This window comes from Pedobacter polysacchareus (assembly GCF_019802255.1).
Classification (GTDB): domain Bacteria; phylum Bacteroidota; class Bacteroidia; order Sphingobacteriales; family Sphingobacteriaceae; genus Pedobacter; species Pedobacter polysacchareus.
Genome location: NZ_JAHYSS010000007.1, coordinates 246,017 through 266,220, shown reverse-complemented (window position 1 = coordinate 266,220; position 20,204 = coordinate 246,017). Strand labels below are relative to the sequence as shown.

The following is a 20,204-nucleotide window of genomic DNA, read 5'->3' as shown; positions in this document are numbered from 1 at the left end:
AGCGCAGGGGAGAGTAGAATAGAAATGTAGTACTGGGAAATGTAGTACTAGGAAATGTAAAACGGTAGAAACAAAAAAAAGACCTTAGGAATCTCCTAAAGTCTTTCTTATTTCTTTTAACAGAAACTTATGCTCTTGCAGTAAGTTTGTCTAAAACAGCATTGTTTTTAGCCAATTGATCTGTAGTAGACTGTTTAGAACGGCTACCTAACTCAATGTTAGTTGCTAATTTTAAGTTTTTCACATCTAATTTAGCGAAAGTCTTATTTCTTCTGTCTTTTCTTTTTAATCTAGTAACTGCCATGGTGTAACCCTTTATTTTTTTATTTATTGTAAATCTGAGGTCGAGAGCGGATTCGAACCGCTGTAGGAGGTTTTGCAGACCTCTGCCTAGCCACTCGGCCACTCGACCTTTCTAAAAAATTAGAATGCAAAAGTAGCAATTAAATCTAAGTATGCAATTTATTTTTGAAAATTTCTACTGATATCTGCGCATAGTATTGCTGCACAAACTGCTACGTTTAAAGATTCTGCTCCGCCAATCCTCGGAATCGTTACAGGTATGGTGATTAATTCCATAATTTCCGGAGAAATCCCTTGGCCTTCATTTCCTAAAATCACCAACCCTTCGGTCCCCCAGTCTACATTATAGATACTTTTACCGTTCAATACTGCTCCGAATACCGGAACTGGCGGGGAGGAAAGCAAAGGAGCAAGCTCTTGATAATAGATTTCCATCCTGCTTAAGGAGCCCATTGTAGCCTGTACTGTTTTCGGATTATAAACTTCTACTGTATTTGGAGAACAAATGATGTGCTTAAAGCCAAACCAATCTGCACTGCGGATGATGGTGCCTAGATTTCCCGGATCTTGTATACCATCCAATACTAATGAAAAGTTATTTTTGAGCTGTTTTGTATCCAGTACCGGGTTTTTAGGTAGCTGAACCAGTGCCAGGATACCCTGTGGGGTTTGTAAAGTACTTATCTTATCCAGTTCCGTACTGTTTACTTCAAATAACTTTATATTTGCAGGTAATTCAGGGAGTAGAGACTGATATTGAGCCAGATAATAGATGCTGTGAACCTGGTAAGAAGAATGAATAAATTCTGCAATAGATTTTATACCTTCAATAATAAATATCCCATTTTCTTTACGGTACTTTTTTTGATGTAACGATTTTATAAAACCTATTTGAGATTTTGAAAGCATACTATAATTATAAAAAGAATGTCCAGTTTCTTGCAATATTACTACTTATTATTGTTTTTGTGGCAGGATGTTCTTCAACAAAGTACATCGAACCCTACCAATCCATTGTTAAGAAAGTAAAAATAGACAGCATCGGTAAAGCTTTTGAAGAGGAGGCTTATAACTACATTCAAAAAGACATTCGTCCGACTTCCAAGTTAGGAATCAATGTGTTGCTCTATAATATGTTCAATACTAAGGATGGTCGTTATAAGACCAGTAACATCAAGCCTCTGGGAAGTCCGCCGCCAATTCTAGACAGTGCAATTGTGGATATTTCCCGCAGTCAAATTGAGAAATACCTGATGAGTAAGGGATATTTTAATGCTAAAGTGAAGTCTGATATTAAGGTGAAAGATCAGAAAGCAGAAGTAACTTTTGTGGCCAATACCGGCCCGGATTTTAAAATCTCAGAATTTACCTACCAAATTCCAGATAGCGCAGTAAAGCAACTGTACCTTTCACAAAGAGATTTGTTTACCCATATTAAACAAGGCATGCGATTTGATGATGATTCGCTCTCATTTGAGAGAGATAAGATTTATCAATTGATGAAAGAGAATGGTTATTTTGATTTCGCCAAGCCTTATGTGAGGTTTTTAGTGGATTCAAATCTGAATGCCAGTAAGGCAAAAGTGACTTTACTAATTGATAATCCATTGGACAAAGCACAGCATTCAAAATATAACATAGGTGAAACCAACATAGTTGTTGCACCAAATTCAGATGGTTATCCCGATTCTGTTACCTTGAACAAACGAATTTTTAAAGGTATAAGGTATACCGATCTTTCTAAGAAATTCCGAAGAAATCCAATTGTACGCTATAATTTCCTGCGTGAAGGAGAACAGTACGACATCAGGAACGAAAATATCACCTTCGATAGATTGTATGAACTGAATGTGTTTAAGAATGTGAAAATTGATTATCAGAAAGCGAAAGACAGTACTTTAAAGGTAAATCCATTCATACAATTGATTCCTCAAAAGATCATGAGTAACCGGGTGGAAGGAGAAGTACCCTTTAATGGAGGGACAGTTGGATTTAACTTGAGTAATACCTACACCAATAATAACTTTTTTAGAGGGACAGAACGTTTCGAATTTCAGATTAAGGGAGGTTTGCAATCGAGAGTAGGACAGGGGGGCTCTATTTTTAGTGACATTTACCAGCGGGATTTTTCCGTAAGTGCCAGCTTAACCGTTCCGCGGCTGATGATGCCTTACTTCTCTAAATACGTTACCGGAAAAGGTGGGATGCCACACACGATTTTTTCTACCAGTTATGTATTTGCTTTGCAAAAGGATTTCTTTACAAGAAGGGTATTTTTAAACTCCCTGACTTATGAGTTTATAGAAACAAAATCCAAGCTGCATTCAGTTACGCCAATCAATTTTGAGTATAGATTTGGTAGCCTGCTTTTTGATCCGGCGGATACGACCCAAAATATTAAGGATCTAGTTCAAAACAATGCGTATACGATCAAATTACTGACAAGAAAGAGTATTACTTTGGGCATCAAATATGCTTATTCATTGAATGCGGATAAACTATTGACCGGTAATGATTTTATTTATTTCCGTGGGAATATAGATGTTGCAGGAAATATGCTCTATGCTTTTTCAAAATTGGCTGGTGTAAAGATAGATCCTCGTGAAGAGGTGTATGGTAAGCTATTAGGGGTTCAATTTAACCAGTATATACGTCCTGAAATCGATCTGAGGTGGTATAAAGGATTGGGGATTGATAAACAATTTGTAGCGAGGTTAAACCTGGGGGTTGGCTATGCTTATGGAAATTCAGTCGATATGCCATTTGAGAAACAGTTTTTTGCAGGTGGATCTTCAGGAGTAAGGGCATGGCAAGCCAGAACTTTAGGCCCTGGGGCTTATAATCGCGGAATAGCAATTCCAAAAGAAGAAGACCGCAGGACACTTTATGGCTTGGATCAACTTGGTGATATGCATATGGAGGCAAATCTGGAATATCGTTTTAAGCTGGTCAATAAGTTTTTTGGCGGTAAATTAAAAGGAGCAGTATTTTTGGATATGGGAAATGTATGGAACCTCTCCGCAAGGGCAACAGATTCAGTTAAAGTAACCAATGTTGGCGATGAAACCGTTTTCAGAATCAAAAACCTGGCTAAACAGATTGCAATTGGTACAGGTATGGGATTCCGTTATGATGTACAGTATTTTGTATTCCGTTTTGATGTAGGACTCAAACTTAAAGATCCACAGTTTACCGGATCAGATCAATGGGTGATCTCTAAATTCCTTGGTGGTGCTAAGAAATTCAGAACAGATTATGATGCACTCAATACGCCAGACCGGTACCGTTTTGTACAATATAATTTCGGAATCGGAATGCCTTTCTAAATGTCGTTTTGATGCTGATCAGGCCATACCTATGAATTGAGGTTCTCCTGATCAGCTGCTATTTATAGGTTAAAACATTTTCTTTAAGCCGTCAAAAATAGTCTCAAAGAAGGTGGAGGCACTCAAGCCATTACTGTGGTTGAAGTAAAAGAAAACCAACAGCAGGATCACCGCTATAATAATGAATTTTCTAAAGGCAAAAGCCAGGAATACCAGGATTAAAGGGAATAAGACCAACCATAAACTGCTAATCGTATAAGGGTTCAAGGTGCCATCTTTTTTATATACATACAGTAATTTACTGTGCGTACCCTGATCATTCTGGTGTTTCAGGTAAACAAATGCCGATCTTTCTAATTGTAGTGGCAATACTGCAATTCCGTCATTGAAAGTAATAGGCTGTGTAAAGCCACTCACTGTAAAAGTGTAAACACCATTGATTTTCTCTATTGGATTATCTAGCGAATCCGCCGCAATAATGGCCAGTTTGCTGTTTTTCAATAAGCTCTCTTTTACGATAAAATTATTGATATCTGCATGTTGTGCGAAGACAGCTGTACAAGCCATAACTAGCAAAAGCACTAAGGATAATCTTTTCATTGCGCTAAAAATCATTGATGTTATTAATTTTTCAAATGTAGTAAAAGCGAATATGTTTTTTACAGATCCGCTGTTAAATTAACCGTTCAGCGAGAAGATGCTGTAAGTCAATACGGTTGCGAAGCACACCCATAAGAAATAAGGGATGAATAACAAACCTGCAGTCTTGTCAATTTTATAAAACATCGAAGCATTGATGACAATGACCATCAATAAGAAAACAATTTCAAATAAGGCAGCACCTAATGATTTCGCGTAAAAAAACAGGAATGACCACATGATATTCAGCACCAGTTGAATGGCATAGACCGCTACCATACGAGGGAAATGGACAATCTGCGCTCTTTTTTGCCATACTAAATAAGCGGAAACTCCCATCAGAATGAAAATACAAGTCCATACTGGCGGAAAAATAGCATCCGTTGGATTGAAAGAAGGCTTAGCTAAAGTCGGATACCATGTTTTTACAGAAGTCAGGGTAAGAATGCTTCCAAGAGCACCAACTGCTAAAGGAATCGCCAGATTAACCACAAAGGCAACAGGATTGAATTTCATCTTTTATGAATTGAATGTTAAAGATAGGAGTAGGGACCATGATCCAGGCTTCAGACTCCTAAAAATCATAGATTTTTCAAAGTAATAAGCGCAAATCTAATGGATTCAACTTCCGTAGGCGAAGGTAATTGAAATCTAACAATTCCTTAACTTAAACTTTGTTTAGTATTAATACACAAAGTTTAGTATTGCAGAACATATAAATGTTCAATGATGTCAGTGAAATTAATAGTAGTCGATAGGACGGGAACCACTATAAAAGATAATAATGACCCGGGCTTGGCCTTTCAGCAGGCGAAAGTTAGGGGTGATCTGCAAATGGGATATCATCCTACACAGCTGATCGATGATATTTCCGAATTATTAATGATCAACCAATAAAGCCGTATGAACCTCCTAAAACACTGTCGGGATAAGGTTGCTGGTTGGCCATACCTTTATATCTCTATAATGGCGGGTTTAGCGGCTTTCGGCTGTTACACCAGCATGTATGCTTTTAGAAAGGCTTTTACTGCGGGAACTTTTGATGGACACGAATATTTTGGAGTTGATTATAAAGTCTGGCTAGTGATTGCCCAGGTAATGGGGTATACTTTTAGTAAATTTTATGGGATTCGTTTTATCTCGGAATCTACTGGGAAAAATAGAGGACGCAGTATTGTAAAGCTGATCGGAATCTCCTGGGTCGCATTGCTGGGTTTCGCAATCATCCCTGCCCCATGGAATATTGCTTTTCTTTTTATCAATGGTTTCCCATTAGGGATGATCTGGGGCCTGGTTTTTAGCTATCTCGAGGGAAGAAGGAATACGGAATTCATGGGGGCAGTAATGTCGGTAAGTTTAATATTTGCTTCTGGTTTTATCAAAACGGTGGCAAGAACAGTTATGGATTTGCTTCCGGTTAATGAATATTGGATGCCTTTCTGCACCGGATTATTATTTGTTATTCCTCTGCTTCTCTTTGTGGGATTATTGGAATTGGTTCCGCCACCAACAGAAGAAGACCAGCGTTTAAGAACCAAACGTTTGCCAATGAATGGTCGTCAGCGGAAGAAATTTCTGCTTAATTTCCTGCCAGGAGTGGTTTTAACCGTCATCATTTATGTGATGTTAACCGTCATACGAGACCTTCGTGATAATTTTGAAGTGGAGATCTGGCATGACCTGGGCGTAACTGATAACCATATCTATGCGAAAATAGATGGTTTTATTGCCTTAATCGTATTATCCATGATAGGCTTGTTGATCCTGGTGCGGAACAACCTGAAAGCTTTTGTAGTGATTCACTGGATGATCATCGGGGGCTGTGCGCTTACCGGAATTGCAACCTTGCTTTTTGATGCACATTATATCAGTCCGGTGGTCTGGATGTGTATGGTAGGAATGGGACTTTATATGGCCTACATTCCTTATAATGCCATGTTTTTTGAACGCATGATTGCCACTTTTAATTATAAAAGTAATATTGGCTTTGTCATGTATGTTTCGGATGCGATCGGATACCTGGGAAGTGTGAGTATTTTACTCTTCAAAGAATTTGGAGATGCCCAAATTAGCTGGGGCCATTTCTTCCGACAAAGTACTGTTGTAGCAGCAGTAGTAGGCGTAACCTGTAGTATGGTTTCCTTGCTTTATTTTCACCAGAAAAGCGTAAAGAATAAAAAAAAAGAAAGTAATATTACTCTCCCTGCATTGGTATTAGATGTAGAGAGAGGTACAAAATAAATTTTTTGACCACATAAAAATATTTGAAATGAATACAAAGCATTATGACCTGATTGTAATTGGAGGAGGGATTTTAGGGACTTTTCACGCTTATCATGCACTAAAACTAGGGAAAAAGGTTCTGCAGCTGGAAAAAGATAACTATCCGGTAGGTTCAACGGTACGTAACTTCGGACAGGTAGTACCATCTGGAATGTCAGGTGTTTGGTTTGATTATGGCGTCCGCGGATTGGAAATCTATCAGGAAATACAGCAGCAGTTTGATATTTCTGTCCGCAATAATGGAAGCGTTTATATTGCTTCTGATGACGAAGAGCAAAACCTGATCCATGAATTGAAAGCGCATTATGATACCCTAGGTTATCAGCAGGAATTGTTAGGAAAGGCAGAGGTCTTGGCTAAATATCCGGCAATCAGGGATACTTATGCGAAAGAAGCGCTATTTTTTAAGCAGGAACTGAGTGTAGAACCAGCGTTGATGATTTACCGTCTGCAGGAATTTATGCAGGCGAAATTTGAAGGTTATACTTTGCTGTGTAATTCGCCAGTGATAGATTGTACACCTACTGGAAATGGTGTCGAGGTACGGGTGTCTGGTAATCGTACTTATCAGGCCGATAAAGCGGTTCTTTGTAATGGTTATGAGTTCAAATTACTGTTTCCGGAATTATTTGCTTCCAGTGGACAGGTGATCAGTAAACTTCAGATGATGCGTACAGTGCCTATGCCAGAAGTTGCTTTGGAAGGAAATATTTTAACAGGACTGACCATCAGAAGGTATGAAAGCTTTGAAGAGTACTGTCCTTCGTTTAAACAGCTGACAACTCCTGATCATTATAAGGAATTGAAAGAATGGGGGATTCATTTACTCTTTAAAAAGGCAGTAGATGGTAGTTTTATCATCGGTGATTCTCATGAATATGCTGATGTTGCTCATTTTGATGACCTTGGTTTTAATGTGAAACAACACATTAACGAACTGATGTTGAAAGAAGGGGAGCGCATTGTGAACTTCAACCTTCGTGATATGGGAACTACCTGGGCCGGTTATTACCCTCAGCATCCAACAGCGCGTATTTTGGAATATAATATCGAAGATTGTATTCACATTCGCACCTGCATCGGTGGCAAAGGGATGACTGCGAGCGCAGGATATACTGAAGCCAGTATGAAAAGTATTTTAGGACACTAACTCATTGTTTCCTGTATGGAATCGACTATTTAATTTTGGTGTGAGAATTGTAGTTACCCGGATGTCTGTGGAAATGGACAAAGGTTAAATATCATTTTAAATACACGCAAAATGTTAAAAAGTATCATTACAAAAAAAGGAATTCTATCACTGCTGATTGTTTTTGGCAGTGTGTTTAGCGCAATGGCCGCGGATGTCATTACGTTGATGGTGAAGGAAGACCGTGCCTCTTGTACAGGGGTTGCACCTATGAATTGTTTACAGGTAAAATACAAAAACAGTAAAAACTGGGAGCTTTTCTATAGCGAAATTCAAGGGTTTAAGCACCAGGAAGGTTATCGTTATACCCTTTCAGTGATTAGGACAAAAAGGAAAAATGTTCCCGCTGATGCGTCCGCTTATACCTACAAATTGAAAAAGGTGATCAAAAAGGAAAAGATCAAGGTCAAACCAGTTGACACTAAAGATCCATTATTAGCTGCTGCAAACCAGAAGTGGACCCTCAGCAGAATGAATGGTCAGGCGGTAAATAGCAATCGCGTTTTTATTAGTCTGGATGAAAAAGGAAATAAATTTAATGGTTCTGGCGGTTGTAACAGCATTTTCGGAAGCTTCAATTATGTCCCAAAAAGTAAAAGTCTGACTATAGGAAAAGTGGCTTCTACTATGATGGCTTGCTCAGATGAAAAGGTGAACAAGCTGGAATCTGAATTTACACAGGCTTTAAGTGATCAGACGTTCAGACTCGAGACCAGCGGCAACACACTGACTTTTTATAAAGGGAAAGTGAAAGCTTTTGAATTTAGAACCGAAGCAAACAATAACAACGATATCTGGAGTTATATTGGTAAAAACCGATGGAAATTGATTCAGATGGAAGGGGTAACACAGGAGAATTCACCGGTTACCATCTCTTTCAATCTAGCAGAGCGTCGTTTTAGCGGTAATTCTGGCTGTAATAATTATTTCGGTACTTATAACGCAGGAAGTACCACCATTGCTTTCGGTCCGGCAGCAAGTACGCGTCGTGCTTGTATGGATAAGGATTTGAATCAACTAGAACGTAAATTCCTGAACATTTTAGGGGGTAAAAACTTTAAATTTGATGTGGCAGATCAAACACTAAACCTGTATCAGAATGACCGTTTAGTACTGATGTTTGGTGTCACTAAATAATATAAGAATTAGCCTGCTTAGGGCTTAAATACAGCATATCAAAGACGGGCTAATGCTTTTAGCCCGTTTTTTTTATTTAAGAAATAGCAACTTGTTTGTTGTATTTGTTTCTGTATTCTATAGGTGTTAAACCTGTGATTTTCTTAAACACATCTCGAAAGGCTTTAGTATCTGTATAACCAACGTCATACATCACCTCTGTGATGTTTTTTCTGCTGCTTTCAAAACTTCTCTTTGCAGCTTCAATTTTCACTCTTTGGATATAAGTGACTACGGTATTATTTGTTGCTTTGCTAAATCTTCGTTCGAAACTTCTTCTTCCCAGAGCGGACATCTCAGCGAGCTGGTCTACTGTGATTTTATCCTGATAATTACTTTCTATAAATTCCTGCACCTTCCTTATTTCTGGGTCTTCGTGATCTTTCTGGCCCTGGAACATCATGAATGCAGACTGACTTTCCCTGTCAATGTCTATCGCGAAAAACTTAGAGGCGAGGATGGCCGTATCCCTGTCCGTATATTTCTCTACGAGATACAAAAGTAGATTCCAGTAAGAATTGGCCCCACCGCTGGAATAAAGCCTTTGTTCTTCAGTAATAATGCTGCCATCTACCAAGGTGACCTCTGGAAACATTTCCCTGAACTCATTCGCATGAAGCCAATGGGTAGAACATTGTTTTCCTTTCAGCAATCCCGTAGCGGCTAATAAAAATGCCCCGATGCATAAAGATGCAACTTCTGCTCCTTTATGATAGTGCTCCACAATCCATGGCAAGAAATCTTTGTTTAAACTTAAAGCGGTCTTTAATGAACCACTCAATGCAGGAATGAAAATCAAATCTGTTTGCTTTACCTCAGATATCACCTGATCAGGATGTACAGAAAATAAACTGTTGTTCAGCCTGACTTCTTTTGATAAACCAACCAGCTGCACTTTGAATAAAGCTGGCTTTCCCGAAGATTCCAGAAATTCATTGACCATTCTGAACAAATAACCGGGGTCAGCAATGGATTCAATCACTGCGGTTTCGGGAACTAAGATTGAAATGTGTTTCATTGATTTTTTTCGTTGCTAAGTCTTCTCCTCAATACTTTGGTTTCTATATCAAATATATCAGGTTTTATTGTCGCATACAACCCCCTTAATTGTCGTTTTTGCACAAGATGTTTGGTGAATCTGCTTGTTAAATTTGAGCATCATTTATTACTAAACCTGTTGGCGATTTCTATATTAAATAATCATGATAACCATAAGCCCTTACTTCACTTTTAACGGCAATTGCCGTGAAGCAATGACCTTTTATCAAGGTTGTTTTGGTGGAATACTTAATTTTCAAAGTATTGCTGATGCTCCATCATCGAAGGAGTTTCCTCAGAAAATAAAAGACTGTATCCTGCAAGCCAATTTGATCAGCGAAAGGTTGGTTTTAACGGCAACTGATCTAATGGATAATGAGCAGTTAATTAAAGGTAATTCCCTCTCTATTCTTCTTAATTTTGATAAAGAGGAAGACATCAAGGCATGTTACCAGAAACTTTCCGAAGGAGGACAAAATAGCCATCCTTTGGAATTGAATTTCTGGGGGGTGTTGTTTGGCACTGTAAGGGATAAATATGGAAACGACTGGTTGTTGAGTTTGAACAAATAACACCCCAGGCACAACAGCCTATTCAGCGGGTGCGCCTGCTTCTAATATAAACCAGAAGAATTTTTATAAGGGCTTCTGGATGATCCGTGTTCAGCCATTCCAGCCCTTTAGAAAATGAAAGATTTATAGAACTGGATTTCTCCTTGTGGAACAGCAGATATTATTTTATAGTTTCTAAGCTGTAACCTATTTAACGAAAAAAGCCTTTAAAGAGATCTCTAAAGGCTTTTAGTGTGTTCCCGAAGGGATTCGAACCCATATCTGTTGAACCGGAATCAACAATTCTATCCATTGAACTACGGAAACATTTTGGCAAATATATCAATTTGATTGGTTATTCCTTTATACTCTTTAAATTTCCAGCTTTTCCTCATTTCTTAACTCATAAACCCTGTTAATACCAAAAAAAATAAGCTTTTACTACAAAATCAGCTGTTTATCTTCAAATAAGTAAATCAAATTCAGGATCAAATCTGTTCTCTTGAAATCTGATAATGAAGTGGATAGCTGGCTTTGGACTTTTGAAAATCAGGCCTGCTTCTAAAAGACAATAATAATCCATTATAAACGCTATTTTTCGAAAATAAAAAGGCACTTTTGCAAAAATGATAAATGCCGTAGGCACGGAATGAGGATCAAAAATTCCCATTCTAATAACTTAGGCATTAAAAGAATACATTAATGAAAATCATGTAAAGAAGGGGCGTATGGAAGAAATGATTGTTGAAGAGATCGAAAAGCTCTTAGAGCAGGAAGACAATACACAATTAAAGGAATATTTAGACAACCTGAATATTTCGGATGTGGAACATTTAATAGACGAACTTCCCCAGCACGCAGTCACATTTATAGATACCTTGTCCATCAAAAGGGCAGTTAACGTTTTCAGAATCCTTGACTTTCCCACTCAGGAAAGAATCATTAAAAAACTTCCCGGTAATAAACTCGCTGAGTTAATCAACCTCTTACCTCCAGACGACCGTACTTCCTTATTTTCCGAGCTCAGCGGTGAAGCTGTAAAAAAATTAATCATTCTATTGCCTGCAAAAGATAGGGTAGAAGCACTTTCCCTTTTAGGATATGAAGAAGACAGTGTAGGAAGGCTGATGACGCCGGACTATGTGGCGGTAAAGAAAGACTGGACAGTAACCAGGGTATTGGAGCACATCCGACGTTATGGGAAAAACTCCGAAACCATCGATGTAATTTATGTGATCGATAAAGATGGAACTTTATTAGACGACATCAGGATCAGGGAGATTCTCCTGGCAGATCCGGATGCTAAAATTGGAGACCTGACCGATCGTCGCCTGATCGCTTTAAAAGCAAACGACCATCAGGAAGAAGCGATTAATATCTTTAGGATGAATAATCGCGTCGCTTTACCTGTTGTAGACGACCATAATGTACTGTTAGGAATTGTAACTGTAGATGATATTCTTTGGATTGCAAACGAAGAATATACAGAAGATATGCATAAAATAGGGGGTACGCAGGCACTCGACGAACCCTATTTAGATATGCCTATTCTGGGTTTATTTAAACGAAGAATAGGTTGGCTGGTGGTACTTTTCCTTGGAGAAATGCTAACTGCCAGTGCAATGGGCCATTTTGAAGCAGACATCGCTAAAGCAGTAATCCTGGCCATGTTTGTTCCTTTGATCATTTCCAGTGGTGGAAATAGTGGTTCTCAAGCCTCTACACTGATCATTCAGGCAATGGCACTCGGTGAAATTACGGTTTCGGATTGGTGGAGAGTAATGCGACGGGAAATCATTTCCGGGCTGATGCTGGGTGTGGTATTAGGCTGTATCGGTTTCCTAAGGATTTTTGCATGGACCTTTTTTACCGATATGTATGGTCCGCATTGGATGTTGATCGGTGTTACTGTTGGCGTTTCCTTAGTAGGAGTCGTTTTATGGGGATCGCTGGCAGGCTCTATGCTGCCCCTGATCCTAAAAAAGCTGGGTGCCGACCCTGCAACCTCTTCCGCGCCCTTTGTAGCGACGCTGGTGGATGTAACCGGACTGATCATTTACTTCTCAGTAGCGGTGATGTTCCTGACCGGAGTGCTCCTCTAAAGTATAAAAGAACCAATAATAATAATCTCCCGGACCACTTCCCGGGAATTAAGCTCATAAAAAACCCGGATGATTAAGGATCATCCGGGTTTTTATTTTATGAATAATGAGGACAGTTAAGCCAACAAATTATACGTTAAAACGGAAGTGCATGATGTCTCCATCTTCCACAACATACGTTTTTCCTTCTACTGCCAATTTACCAGCTTCTTTACAAGCGGCTTCAGAACCTAAAGTGACAAAGTCATTATATTTGATCACCTCCGCACGGATAAAACCTTTTTCAAAGTCTGTATGGATCACACCAGCAGCCTGAGGCGCGGTAAATCCTTTAGTAATTGTCCATGCACGTACTTCCTGAACACCTGCGGTGAAGTAAGTATAAAGATCTAATAAACGGTAAGCTGCAACGATCAGTTTGTTTACTCCAGATTCTGTTAAGCCTAGATCCGCCAAAAATTCCTGACGCTCTTCATAACTTTCCAGTTCTGCAATTTCTGATTCTATCTTCGCAGAAATCACCAATACTTCAGCTTTCTCATCTTTTACAGCTTCTTTTACGCGATCTACGTACGCATTGCCATTGATCACAGAGTTTTCGTCAACATTACAAACATACATCACAGGCTTCTGAGTCAATAAACCCATATCGGCAATGAACTCAAAATCTTCTGCTGCAACTGCTGCTGAACGTACCGATTGGCCAGATTCAACATGTGTTTTGATCACGCTTAAAATATCGAAAGTTCTCTTGGCATCCTTATCGGTTTTAGCCATTTTCTCTACTTTCTGAATGCGTTTCGTGATGGTGTCAAGATCTTTAAGCTGTAACTCAGTATCTATAATTTCTTTATCGCGAATCGGATCAACTGAGCCGTCAACGTGAATCACGTTTCCGTCGTCAAAACAACGCAAAACATGGATAATCGCGCTTGTAGCCCTGATGTTACCCAAAAATTGATTGCCTAGTCCTTCACCTTTGGAAGCACCTTTCACTAAACCTGCAATATCAACAATCTCAATTGTATTAGGTACAATACGGTTTGGCTGTACCAATTCTGCTAATTTTGTTAACCTTTCATCTGGAACGGTGATCACACCAATATTAGGTTCAATTGTACAGAAAGGGAAATTAGCCGCTTGAGCTTTTGCGTTAGATAAACAGTTAAATAAGGTAGATTTTCCAACATTTGGTAAACCAACTATACCACATTGTAATGCCATGAATGATTTTTTCTAGTTTTGGCGCAAAGCTACCAATTTTTTAAAAATATTCTTTATGTTTAGGGTATCTAAAAACTAATTAACGTTTAAATCACAGCTATATGGAAGAATTCGAAGAAACAAAACCAGATCACACAGAGGTAGAAACACTTATTGTCACAGAAGATATCCGCAGCTACATCTATGAAACGGCTAAATGGGCGAAATTTCTATCCGTTATGGGCTTTATATTTTGCGTTTTAATCATTTTATTGGCCTTAAGTCTACCTGCAATCCTTGCAGCGATGACCGCAATGGGCAAAAATCCGATGATGGGCGTAGCTACTGGTGCACTTTCTGTAATTTATATTCTTTTCGCACTGCTATATTTTTATCCAAGTTTAATGCTGTTTAAATATGCTAACTCAGCGAAAAAAGCAGTGTTATTTCTAGATCAGGAGAGTTTAGCTGAAGCCATGAGTAAGATGAAATCATTCTTCAAATTCTGGGGGATCTTAACCATTGTGATGTTGGGGCTATACGCGGTCATTTTGCTGTTGAGCGTGGTTACTGCAATTGGTGCAGCCAGCTAAAACTCGCAAAGCCACAACTCGAAAATACGCAGCCTGATAAAGGAAAAGTGTCGGTAAATAAATAAAAGGGCCTGGATCATTAAAAATGATTCAGGCCCTTTTTTATTGTGGCAGTTGCCTTTAGTACTTAAAATCAGATATAAACCGGAGTTCTATGCTCAATTGCATGCTTAAAGTTTTTCATTTCCTTTTTCAGTAAACCTTCCAGATAAGGATTGATCATTTTTGAAATACCGATTCCTACTCCTCCGCCAACTGGACGATAAGACAGCACCACTTTCAAAAGCGTATCTTTTCCATCTTCAGATGGCGTAAATTCTACCCTTCCTACATGACCAAGCAGAGAGCCTGGAGCAGATTGCCAGCCAATCAGGCGGCCTGGCTCTTCCTTCACTATTTCCGCATCCCAGTTTAGGGAAAATAAATTGCCAATCACATTGGATTTCCAGGTCGACAAATGTTCATCAATTACTTTTACATCCAGCAGGTGATGAATACTTCCCGGAAGATTATTCAGGTTTCGCCAATAAGAGAACACCTCTGCTACTGGCTTTTCAACCACAAATTCTCCCCGGAGATTGACCGCACGAGGCCTTCTGGCATCAATTCCCAATTGCTCATAAAACAGACAACGGCCTGTTGCAGCACGGTAGGCCATATATGCGCCATAAAGAAACTTTGTTTTTGATGGCTTTCTCAGGCCCCAGCTGATCAATGCCCCACTCAGGAACATCGATACCATACGTTCCGACCATCCTATATTCTCATATTGATGCTTTTCAATAGAAAATCTGCCGGATCTTAGTTTTAATGGAGTACTCATGATTTTTGACGATGATTAATTTCTTTCCCAATGGCATCTACCATATAATGGTCCAATATTCCCCATATCTGTTCCCATTTGCCATCTATTTCTTCCCTTAGTTGAGTGATTCTGTCGTTACCAATATAGCAGATGAAATAACGTGCACCATCACTGGTCTCATCTGGTTTTACGGTTATTATAGTGTCTGCGCCATCTATATCCAGATGAATGTCAAACTCATCCGGACCTGATTTATTGTCTTTCATGTTTGCTAGGTTTAATTTCAGCTTATATAACACCTAAACAGGCTTAGTGTTTTAGAGGAGACTGGAAATCAAGCCAAAATCATTTAATTTAATGGCAAAAAAAAAGAACTTACAGCCGCTAATATATTGCAATTTAGGAGGCTATACCTAACCATAAATGAATTTTAACCGTATGAAGAAGTCGTCATTTTTTTTCTTATGTTCTTTTTTGCTGTGTACCGGTGGTACTTTTGCGCAAAAGGCACCTGCTCCTTATGGAGCAGTCCCAAATAAAAACCAGCTGGCATGGCAGGATATGGAATACTATATGTTCATCCATTTCGGGCCAAATACCTTTACCGATAAGGAGTGGGGGCATGGCGATGAAGATCCTAAAGTCTTCAACCCAACCAAACTGGATGCCCGTCAATGGGCGCGTACCGCGAAAGCTGCAGGGATGAAAGCCATTATTATCACCGCAAAACACCACGATGGTTTTTGCCTGTTTCCAAGTAAATACAGTACTCATACCGTAAGAGAGAGTGCCTGGAAAAATGGCAAAGGCGATGTGCTGAAAGAACTTTCTGCAGCCTGTAAAGAATATGGCTTGAAATTCGGCGTATACCTATCCCCATGGGACCGTAACCATCCTAAATATGGCACGCCAGAGTACAATCAAGTGTTTGCCAATACGCTGAAAGAAGTACATACGCAGTATGGGCCTGTATTTGAGCAATGGTTTGACGGTGCAAAAGGAGAAAAAGAGAAAAATCAGGACTACGACTTTAAGCTGTTCAACAGCATTGTCAGAGCCAATAATCCACAAGCGGTGATCTTTAGCGACATTGGTCCTGATGCCCGCTGGATGGGAAATGAAAGAGGAGTTGCCGGAACTACCAACTGGTCTACCTTAAATACCGATGGCTTTGGGGTAGGGGCAGCAGCACCTGCAGCAAGCGTATTGAACACCGGAAATGAAAATGGAAAATACTGGATTCCTGCGGAAGTAGATGTTTCCATCAGACCAGGATGGTTCTATAGCGCGAATACAGATGATAAAGTGAAAACTTTAAAAGAACTGGTCTCTATTTATGAAACCTCCATCGGACGTAATGGCAATCTGTTGCTGAACGTTCCGGTAAACCGGGAAGGACTGATTCATCCCAATGATTCCACCCGCTTGATGGAATTCAAAAGAACCATTGATGCCAGCTATAAGACAAACCTGGCGAGAGGAAAGAAAGTTACGGTAAGCAATACCAGAAAAGGCGCACAATTTACTGCTGCAAACCTGACTGATGGAAACCCGGCTACTTACTGGGCTACAGCTGATCAGCTGAAGACCGCTGCGATTACCATTGATTTTGGTAAAGCAACGGAACTCAACCGCCTGGTTTTACAGGAATATATCGCCCTCGGACAACGTGTCAAATCATTTTCTGTCGAGTATTTGGATGGCGATACTTATAAAAAATTAGATCAGCAAACCACGATTGGCCATAAGCGAATCCTTTCTTTTCCAAGAATAAAAACCACTAAAATCCGTGTCCATATCCTGGAAGCAAATGCCTGTCCGGTGCTATCAGAGATAGCAGCATATAACGCAGCGGACTTATAGACATTAATTCATTTGATTGACCTTTTTCTGGTATGCCCAATAGAATACTATTGGGTATACAAAAAGGTTAAACAGGGTATCGGTAATTAAACCTCCGATGACTACGATTGCCAGTGGTTTTGAAGCTTCAGCACCAATTCCAGTAGACATTGCTGCGGGCATCAGGCCGATAGCTGCCATCATTGCCGTCATCAGTACCGGACGTATCCTGCTCGATACCCCGTCTTTTATCGCATCCGCAAAGGTCCAATCCGGACGGTGCCTCAGCTCTATGATATTGTGCTTGAACTTGGTAATCAGGATCACCCCATTCTGCACACAGATCCCAAACAGGGCGATAAAACCGATCCCCGCCGAAATGTTAAAATTGATACCGGTAGCCAGGATAGCCAATATCCCACCAACCATGGCAAAAGGCACATTATTCAAGACCAATAAAGAGTCTTTGATATTACCTAGCAATACAAATAGAATTAAAAAGATCAGCAACAGACTGATGGGAACGGCTTGTGATAACCTGCTGGTTGCCCTTTGCTGGTTCTCAAAATCACCTGCCCATTCCAGTTTATACTCCTTTGGAAGCTTAATTTTCTCATTTACCTTGGCCTGAGCCTCCGCAATCACACTGCCCATATCCCTGCCGCGAATGGAAAACTTAATGGCACCATACCGCTGGTGCTTGTCGCGGTAAATCATACTCGGACCAGTGATTTTCTTGATGCTGGCAATTTCCCCTAATGGTACTTTTGCACCGGAAATGGTAGGGATACGCAGTTTTGCAATGTCGCTTTCGTCTTTTCTGAAGTCTTCCGGATAACGGATAATCAGGTCAAACTTCCGCTCTCCCTCATAAATCTGTGTAGCCGCTTTTCCACCAATCGCCATCTCAATCACCGCATTGGCAGCTGCAGTACTCACCCCATATAAAGCCATTTTATTCTGATCCAGGTTGATCTGCAGTTCCGGCTGTCCAAGGTTTCTCAGGATCCCTAAATCTTCAATCCCTTCTACAGTTTTCAGAATGTTTTCAATCTTCTCTTCTTCTTTCTCTATAAACTCGAAATCATTGCCAAACATCTTTACCACAATAGAACCTTTTACCCCAGAGACAGCCTCTTCTACGTTGTCCGAGATCGGTTGAGAGAAGTTCAGGCTAATCCCCGGAAAACTCTTCAACTTCTCCTGCATCCTTTCAATCAGCTGCTCTTTTGTCTGCTTTCGCTTCCATTCTTTCTTTGGGAAAATGTCAACATGGAACTCCATATTGTAAAAGCCGGTAGCATCGGTTCCATCATTTGGCCTGCCGGTTTGCGACATGACCTGCTTGACTTCCTCGAAGCTTAAAAAGATTTTTCTGATGTCATTTGAAAGCTTTTTTGTCTCATCGAGCGAGATGCTCAGCGGCCCGGTCGCACGTACATAGATAGATCCTTCATCTAAAGTAGGCAGGAATTCTGTGCCCAGAAATTTAGCGCTGAACAGCCCAACCACCAGCAGAGCTATAGAAATACCAAATGCCAGTTTTCTGAATTTAAAACATTTATCATAGAACAGGGTCACGTATTTAATAACGAACTCCAAGAATATGTTGTGCTTCTCTCTTACGTTTTTCTTTAAGAGTACACTAGCCAATGCCGGCACCAGGGTAAATGTAAGGAGCAGGGCACCCAGTAAAGCAAAACTTAGTGTCCATGCCAATGGGGAGAACATCTTTCCTTCCACCTGCTCAAAAGTGAAGATCGGCAGTAAGCCGGTAATGATGATCAGTTTGGCAAAGAAAATACCTTTTCCATTCTCCAGGGCTGCCTTTTTGATCAATCCCAGTTTACTCAGGCGGTTGAATTTCTCCATACCCACCTTTTTGGCTTTATGGTCGAGGGCAACAAAAATACCCTCAACCATGACTACAGCACCATCAATGATGATTCCGAAGTCTATCGCCCCCATAGATAGTAAGTTGGCCGACATCCCCTTCAGTTTTAGGCAAATGAAGGCGAATAATAAGGCTAAAGGAATAACGATAGATACAATTAATGTGGTACGCCAATCGGCCATAAATAGAAACACAATCAGGGTCACAAAAATTATCCCCTCCATCATGTTACCGATTACCGTATGCGTAGCATAGTTAACCAGGTCTTCCCGGTCATAAAAAGGGTTGATCTTTACATCTCCTGGTAATATGTTTTCATTGATGTCTTTAATCTTTTCTTTCAGCTTGCTGATCACCTCGCTTGGGTTTTCCCCTTTGCGCATCACCACGATCCCTTCAACCACGTCGGGATCGTGGTCCCGGCCTACCTGTCCTAACCGAGGTAATGCCGATTCTGCGACTTCAGCGATTGTTTTAACGTAAACAGGAGTGCCGTTAAAGTGATCAACCACCACATTTTTTATTTCATCAATATTGTTCAATATCCCGATTCCACGAACTACATAAGCCTGTCCGCCCTGAACAATAACATCTCCGCCAACATTGATGTTGCTCTTGGAAACAGCCTCAAATAATTCAGTCGCACTCACCCCATATTGTATCGCTTTTTGTGGATCTACAGTGATCTGGTAAGATTTGACCTCTCCACCGAAACTCACTACATCGGCAATGCCTGGAACGGAAAGTAATTCCCGCTGGATCACCCAATCCTGCAAGGTTTTTAGCTCCCTGACTGATTTTTCATCACTGCTTAAAGTATAGCGGAAAATCTCTCCTGTAGGTCCGTAAGGAGGTTGTATCTCTGGTTTCAGCCCTTCCGGTAAGTCTGCTTCATCAATATGGTTGTTCACCTGCACCCTGGCTTCGGCATAATCTACATTGTCTTCAAAAGTGATTTTTACGATGGATAAGCCAAAGAGAGAGGAGGATCGGATACTCGTCCTTTTCTCGGTAGGGTTCATGGCGATCTCTAAAGGCCTGCTCACAAACTTTTCGACCTCTTCTGCACTTCGTCCGGGCCATTGGGTGATGATGGTAATATTGGTATTGGTCACATCTGGGAAAGCTTCAATCGTAGTATGTTTGAAACTAAAGTATCCTGCCAGGATTAAAATGAAAGTGGCAAAGAAAATAAAATACTTGTTGTTTAGCGAAAAGCCGATGATGGTCTTAATGAATTTATTCATTACAGCTGTTTTT

General features: G+C 40.1%; 18 protein-coding genes and 2 tRNA genes. 9 read left to right on the top strand and 11 right to left on the bottom strand.

The annotated features are described in order from the left end of the window. Window positions 1-127: 127 nt before the first annotated feature. The 3 genes from K7X70_RS21510 to K7X70_RS21500 form a co-directional block, all read right to left on the bottom strand. Window positions 128-304: a hypothetical protein gene (locus K7X70_RS21510; RefSeq protein ID WP_062550053.1), complete on the bottom strand. Its 177-nt coding sequence runs from the start codon at window positions 302-304 to the stop codon at window positions 128-130. Between the two features lie 37 nt (window positions 305-341). After that, window positions 342-412, bottom strand: a tRNA-Cys gene (locus tag K7X70_RS21505). Between the two features lie 50 nt (window positions 413-462). Continuing rightward, complete coding sequence (locus K7X70_RS21500) at window positions 463-1,212, bottom strand: TrmH family RNA methyltransferase (protein ID WP_222538977.1); 750 nt, start codon at window positions 1,210-1,212, stop codon at window positions 463-465. Here K7X70_RS21500 and tamL point away from each other — a divergent pair. After that, window positions 1,203-3,629, top strand: coding sequence for a translocation and assembly module lipoprotein TamL (gene tamL / locus K7X70_RS21495; RefSeq protein ID WP_222538976.1), 2,427 nt, complete (start codon window positions 1,203-1,205; stop codon window positions 3,627-3,629). The genes K7X70_RS21500 and tamL overlap by 10 nt on opposite strands. 69 nt (window positions 3,630-3,698) lie before the next feature. Here the strand turns inward: tamL and K7X70_RS21490 are convergent, their stop codons facing one another. Both K7X70_RS21490 and K7X70_RS21485 read right to left on the bottom strand, forming a co-directional pair. Next, window positions 3,699-4,229, bottom strand: a complete 531-nt coding sequence (locus K7X70_RS21490) for a hypothetical protein (protein WP_222538975.1) — start codon at window positions 4,227-4,229, stop codon at window positions 3,699-3,701. Window positions 4,230-4,307: 78 nt separating this feature from the next. Then, window positions 4,308-4,784, bottom strand: a complete 477-nt coding sequence (locus K7X70_RS21485) for a TspO/MBR family protein (protein ID WP_222538974.1) — start codon at window positions 4,782-4,784, stop codon at window positions 4,308-4,310. A 213-nt stretch (window positions 4,785-4,997) separates the two neighbouring features. On the opposite strand from K7X70_RS21485, the gene K7X70_RS21480 reads away from it, so the two are divergent. From K7X70_RS21480 to K7X70_RS21465, 4 genes are all read left to right on the top strand, one after another. Beyond that, the gene (locus K7X70_RS21480; RefSeq protein WP_222538973.1) at window positions 4,998-5,165 is read left to right on the top strand and encodes a hypothetical protein; all 168 of its coding nucleotides are present in this window, start codon (window positions 4,998-5,000) and stop codon (window positions 5,163-5,165) included. Window positions 5,166-5,171: 6 nt separating this feature from the next. Further along, window positions 5,172-6,509 carry a DUF5690 family protein gene (locus K7X70_RS21475; protein ID WP_222538972.1) on the top strand — a complete coding sequence of 446 codons (1,338 nt, stop codon included), beginning with the start codon at window positions 5,172-5,174 and terminating at the stop codon, window positions 6,507-6,509. A gap of 28 nt (window positions 6,510-6,537) precedes the next feature. Further along, on the top strand, window positions 6,538-7,701 hold the full coding sequence (locus tag K7X70_RS21470) for a TIGR03364 family FAD-dependent oxidoreductase (protein WP_222538971.1): 1,164 nt from the start codon (window positions 6,538-6,540) through the stop codon (window positions 7,699-7,701). Between the two features lie 111 nt (window positions 7,702-7,812). After that, window positions 7,813-8,877 carry an META domain-containing protein gene (locus K7X70_RS21465; RefSeq protein ID WP_222538970.1) on the top strand — a complete coding sequence of 355 codons (1,065 nt, stop codon included), beginning with the start codon at window positions 7,813-7,815 and terminating at the stop codon, window positions 8,875-8,877. Window positions 8,878-8,953: 76 nt separating this feature from the next. On the opposite strand, the gene K7X70_RS21460 is transcribed toward K7X70_RS21465, so the two are convergent. Further along, window positions 8,954-9,934, bottom strand: a complete 981-nt coding sequence (locus tag K7X70_RS21460; protein ID WP_222538969.1) for a GlxA family transcriptional regulator — start codon at window positions 9,932-9,934, stop codon at window positions 8,954-8,956. Window positions 9,935-10,118: 184 nt separating this feature from the next. Here K7X70_RS21460 and K7X70_RS21455 point away from each other — a divergent pair, with 184 nt between their 5' ends. Then, window positions 10,119-10,526, top strand: coding sequence for a VOC family protein (locus tag K7X70_RS21455; RefSeq protein WP_222538968.1), 408 nt, complete (start codon window positions 10,119-10,121; stop codon window positions 10,524-10,526). A gap of 234 nt (window positions 10,527-10,760) precedes the next feature. On the opposite strand, the gene K7X70_RS21450 is transcribed toward K7X70_RS21455, so the two are convergent. Beyond that, window positions 10,761-10,832: transfer RNA gene (locus K7X70_RS21450), tRNA-Arg, on the bottom strand. 401 nt (window positions 10,833-11,233) lie between these two features. On the opposite strand from K7X70_RS21450, the gene mgtE reads away from it, so the two are divergent. Next, window positions 11,234-12,607, top strand: a complete 1,374-nt coding sequence (gene mgtE, locus K7X70_RS21445; protein ID WP_222538967.1) for a magnesium transporter — start codon at window positions 11,234-11,236, stop codon at window positions 12,605-12,607. A gap of 129 nt (window positions 12,608-12,736) precedes the next feature. On the opposite strand, the gene ychF is transcribed toward mgtE, so the two are convergent. Beyond that, complete coding sequence (gene ychF, locus K7X70_RS21440) at window positions 12,737-13,831, bottom strand: redox-regulated ATPase YchF (RefSeq protein ID WP_062550043.1); 1,095 nt, start codon at window positions 13,829-13,831, stop codon at window positions 12,737-12,739. Between the two features lie 101 nt (window positions 13,832-13,932). Here ychF and K7X70_RS21435 point away from each other — a divergent pair, with 101 nt between their 5' ends. Continuing rightward, window positions 13,933-14,403 carry a DUF5362 family protein gene (locus tag K7X70_RS21435; protein ID WP_062550042.1) on the top strand — a complete coding sequence of 157 codons (471 nt, stop codon included), beginning with the start codon at window positions 13,933-13,935 and terminating at the stop codon, window positions 14,401-14,403. 133 nt (window positions 14,404-14,536) lie between these two features. On the opposite strand, the gene K7X70_RS21430 is transcribed toward K7X70_RS21435, so the two are convergent. Both K7X70_RS21430 and K7X70_RS21425 read right to left on the bottom strand, forming a co-directional pair. Beyond that, entirely contained in the window at window positions 14,537-15,226 is a 690-nt protein-coding gene (locus tag K7X70_RS21430; RefSeq protein ID WP_222538966.1) for an SRPBCC family protein, read from the bottom strand. Then, window positions 15,223-15,474: a hypothetical protein gene (locus K7X70_RS21425; protein ID WP_222538965.1), complete on the bottom strand. Its 252-nt coding sequence runs from the start codon at window positions 15,472-15,474 to the stop codon at window positions 15,223-15,225. The genes K7X70_RS21430 and K7X70_RS21425 overlap by 4 nt, the downstream gene beginning before the upstream one ends. Before the next feature lie 172 nt (window positions 15,475-15,646). Here K7X70_RS21425 and K7X70_RS21420 point away from each other — a divergent pair, with 172 nt between their 5' ends. Further along, window positions 15,647-17,071, top strand: a complete 1,425-nt coding sequence (locus K7X70_RS21420; RefSeq protein WP_222538964.1) for an alpha-L-fucosidase — start codon at window positions 15,647-15,649, stop codon at window positions 17,069-17,071. Between the two features lie 3 nt (window positions 17,072-17,074). Here K7X70_RS21420 and K7X70_RS21415 read toward each other — a convergent pair whose 3' ends face one another. Then, window positions 17,075-20,191, bottom strand: a complete 3,117-nt coding sequence (locus K7X70_RS21415) for an efflux RND transporter permease subunit (protein WP_222538963.1) — start codon at window positions 20,189-20,191, stop codon at window positions 17,075-17,077. Between the last annotated feature and the right edge of the window lie 13 nt (window positions 20,192-20,204).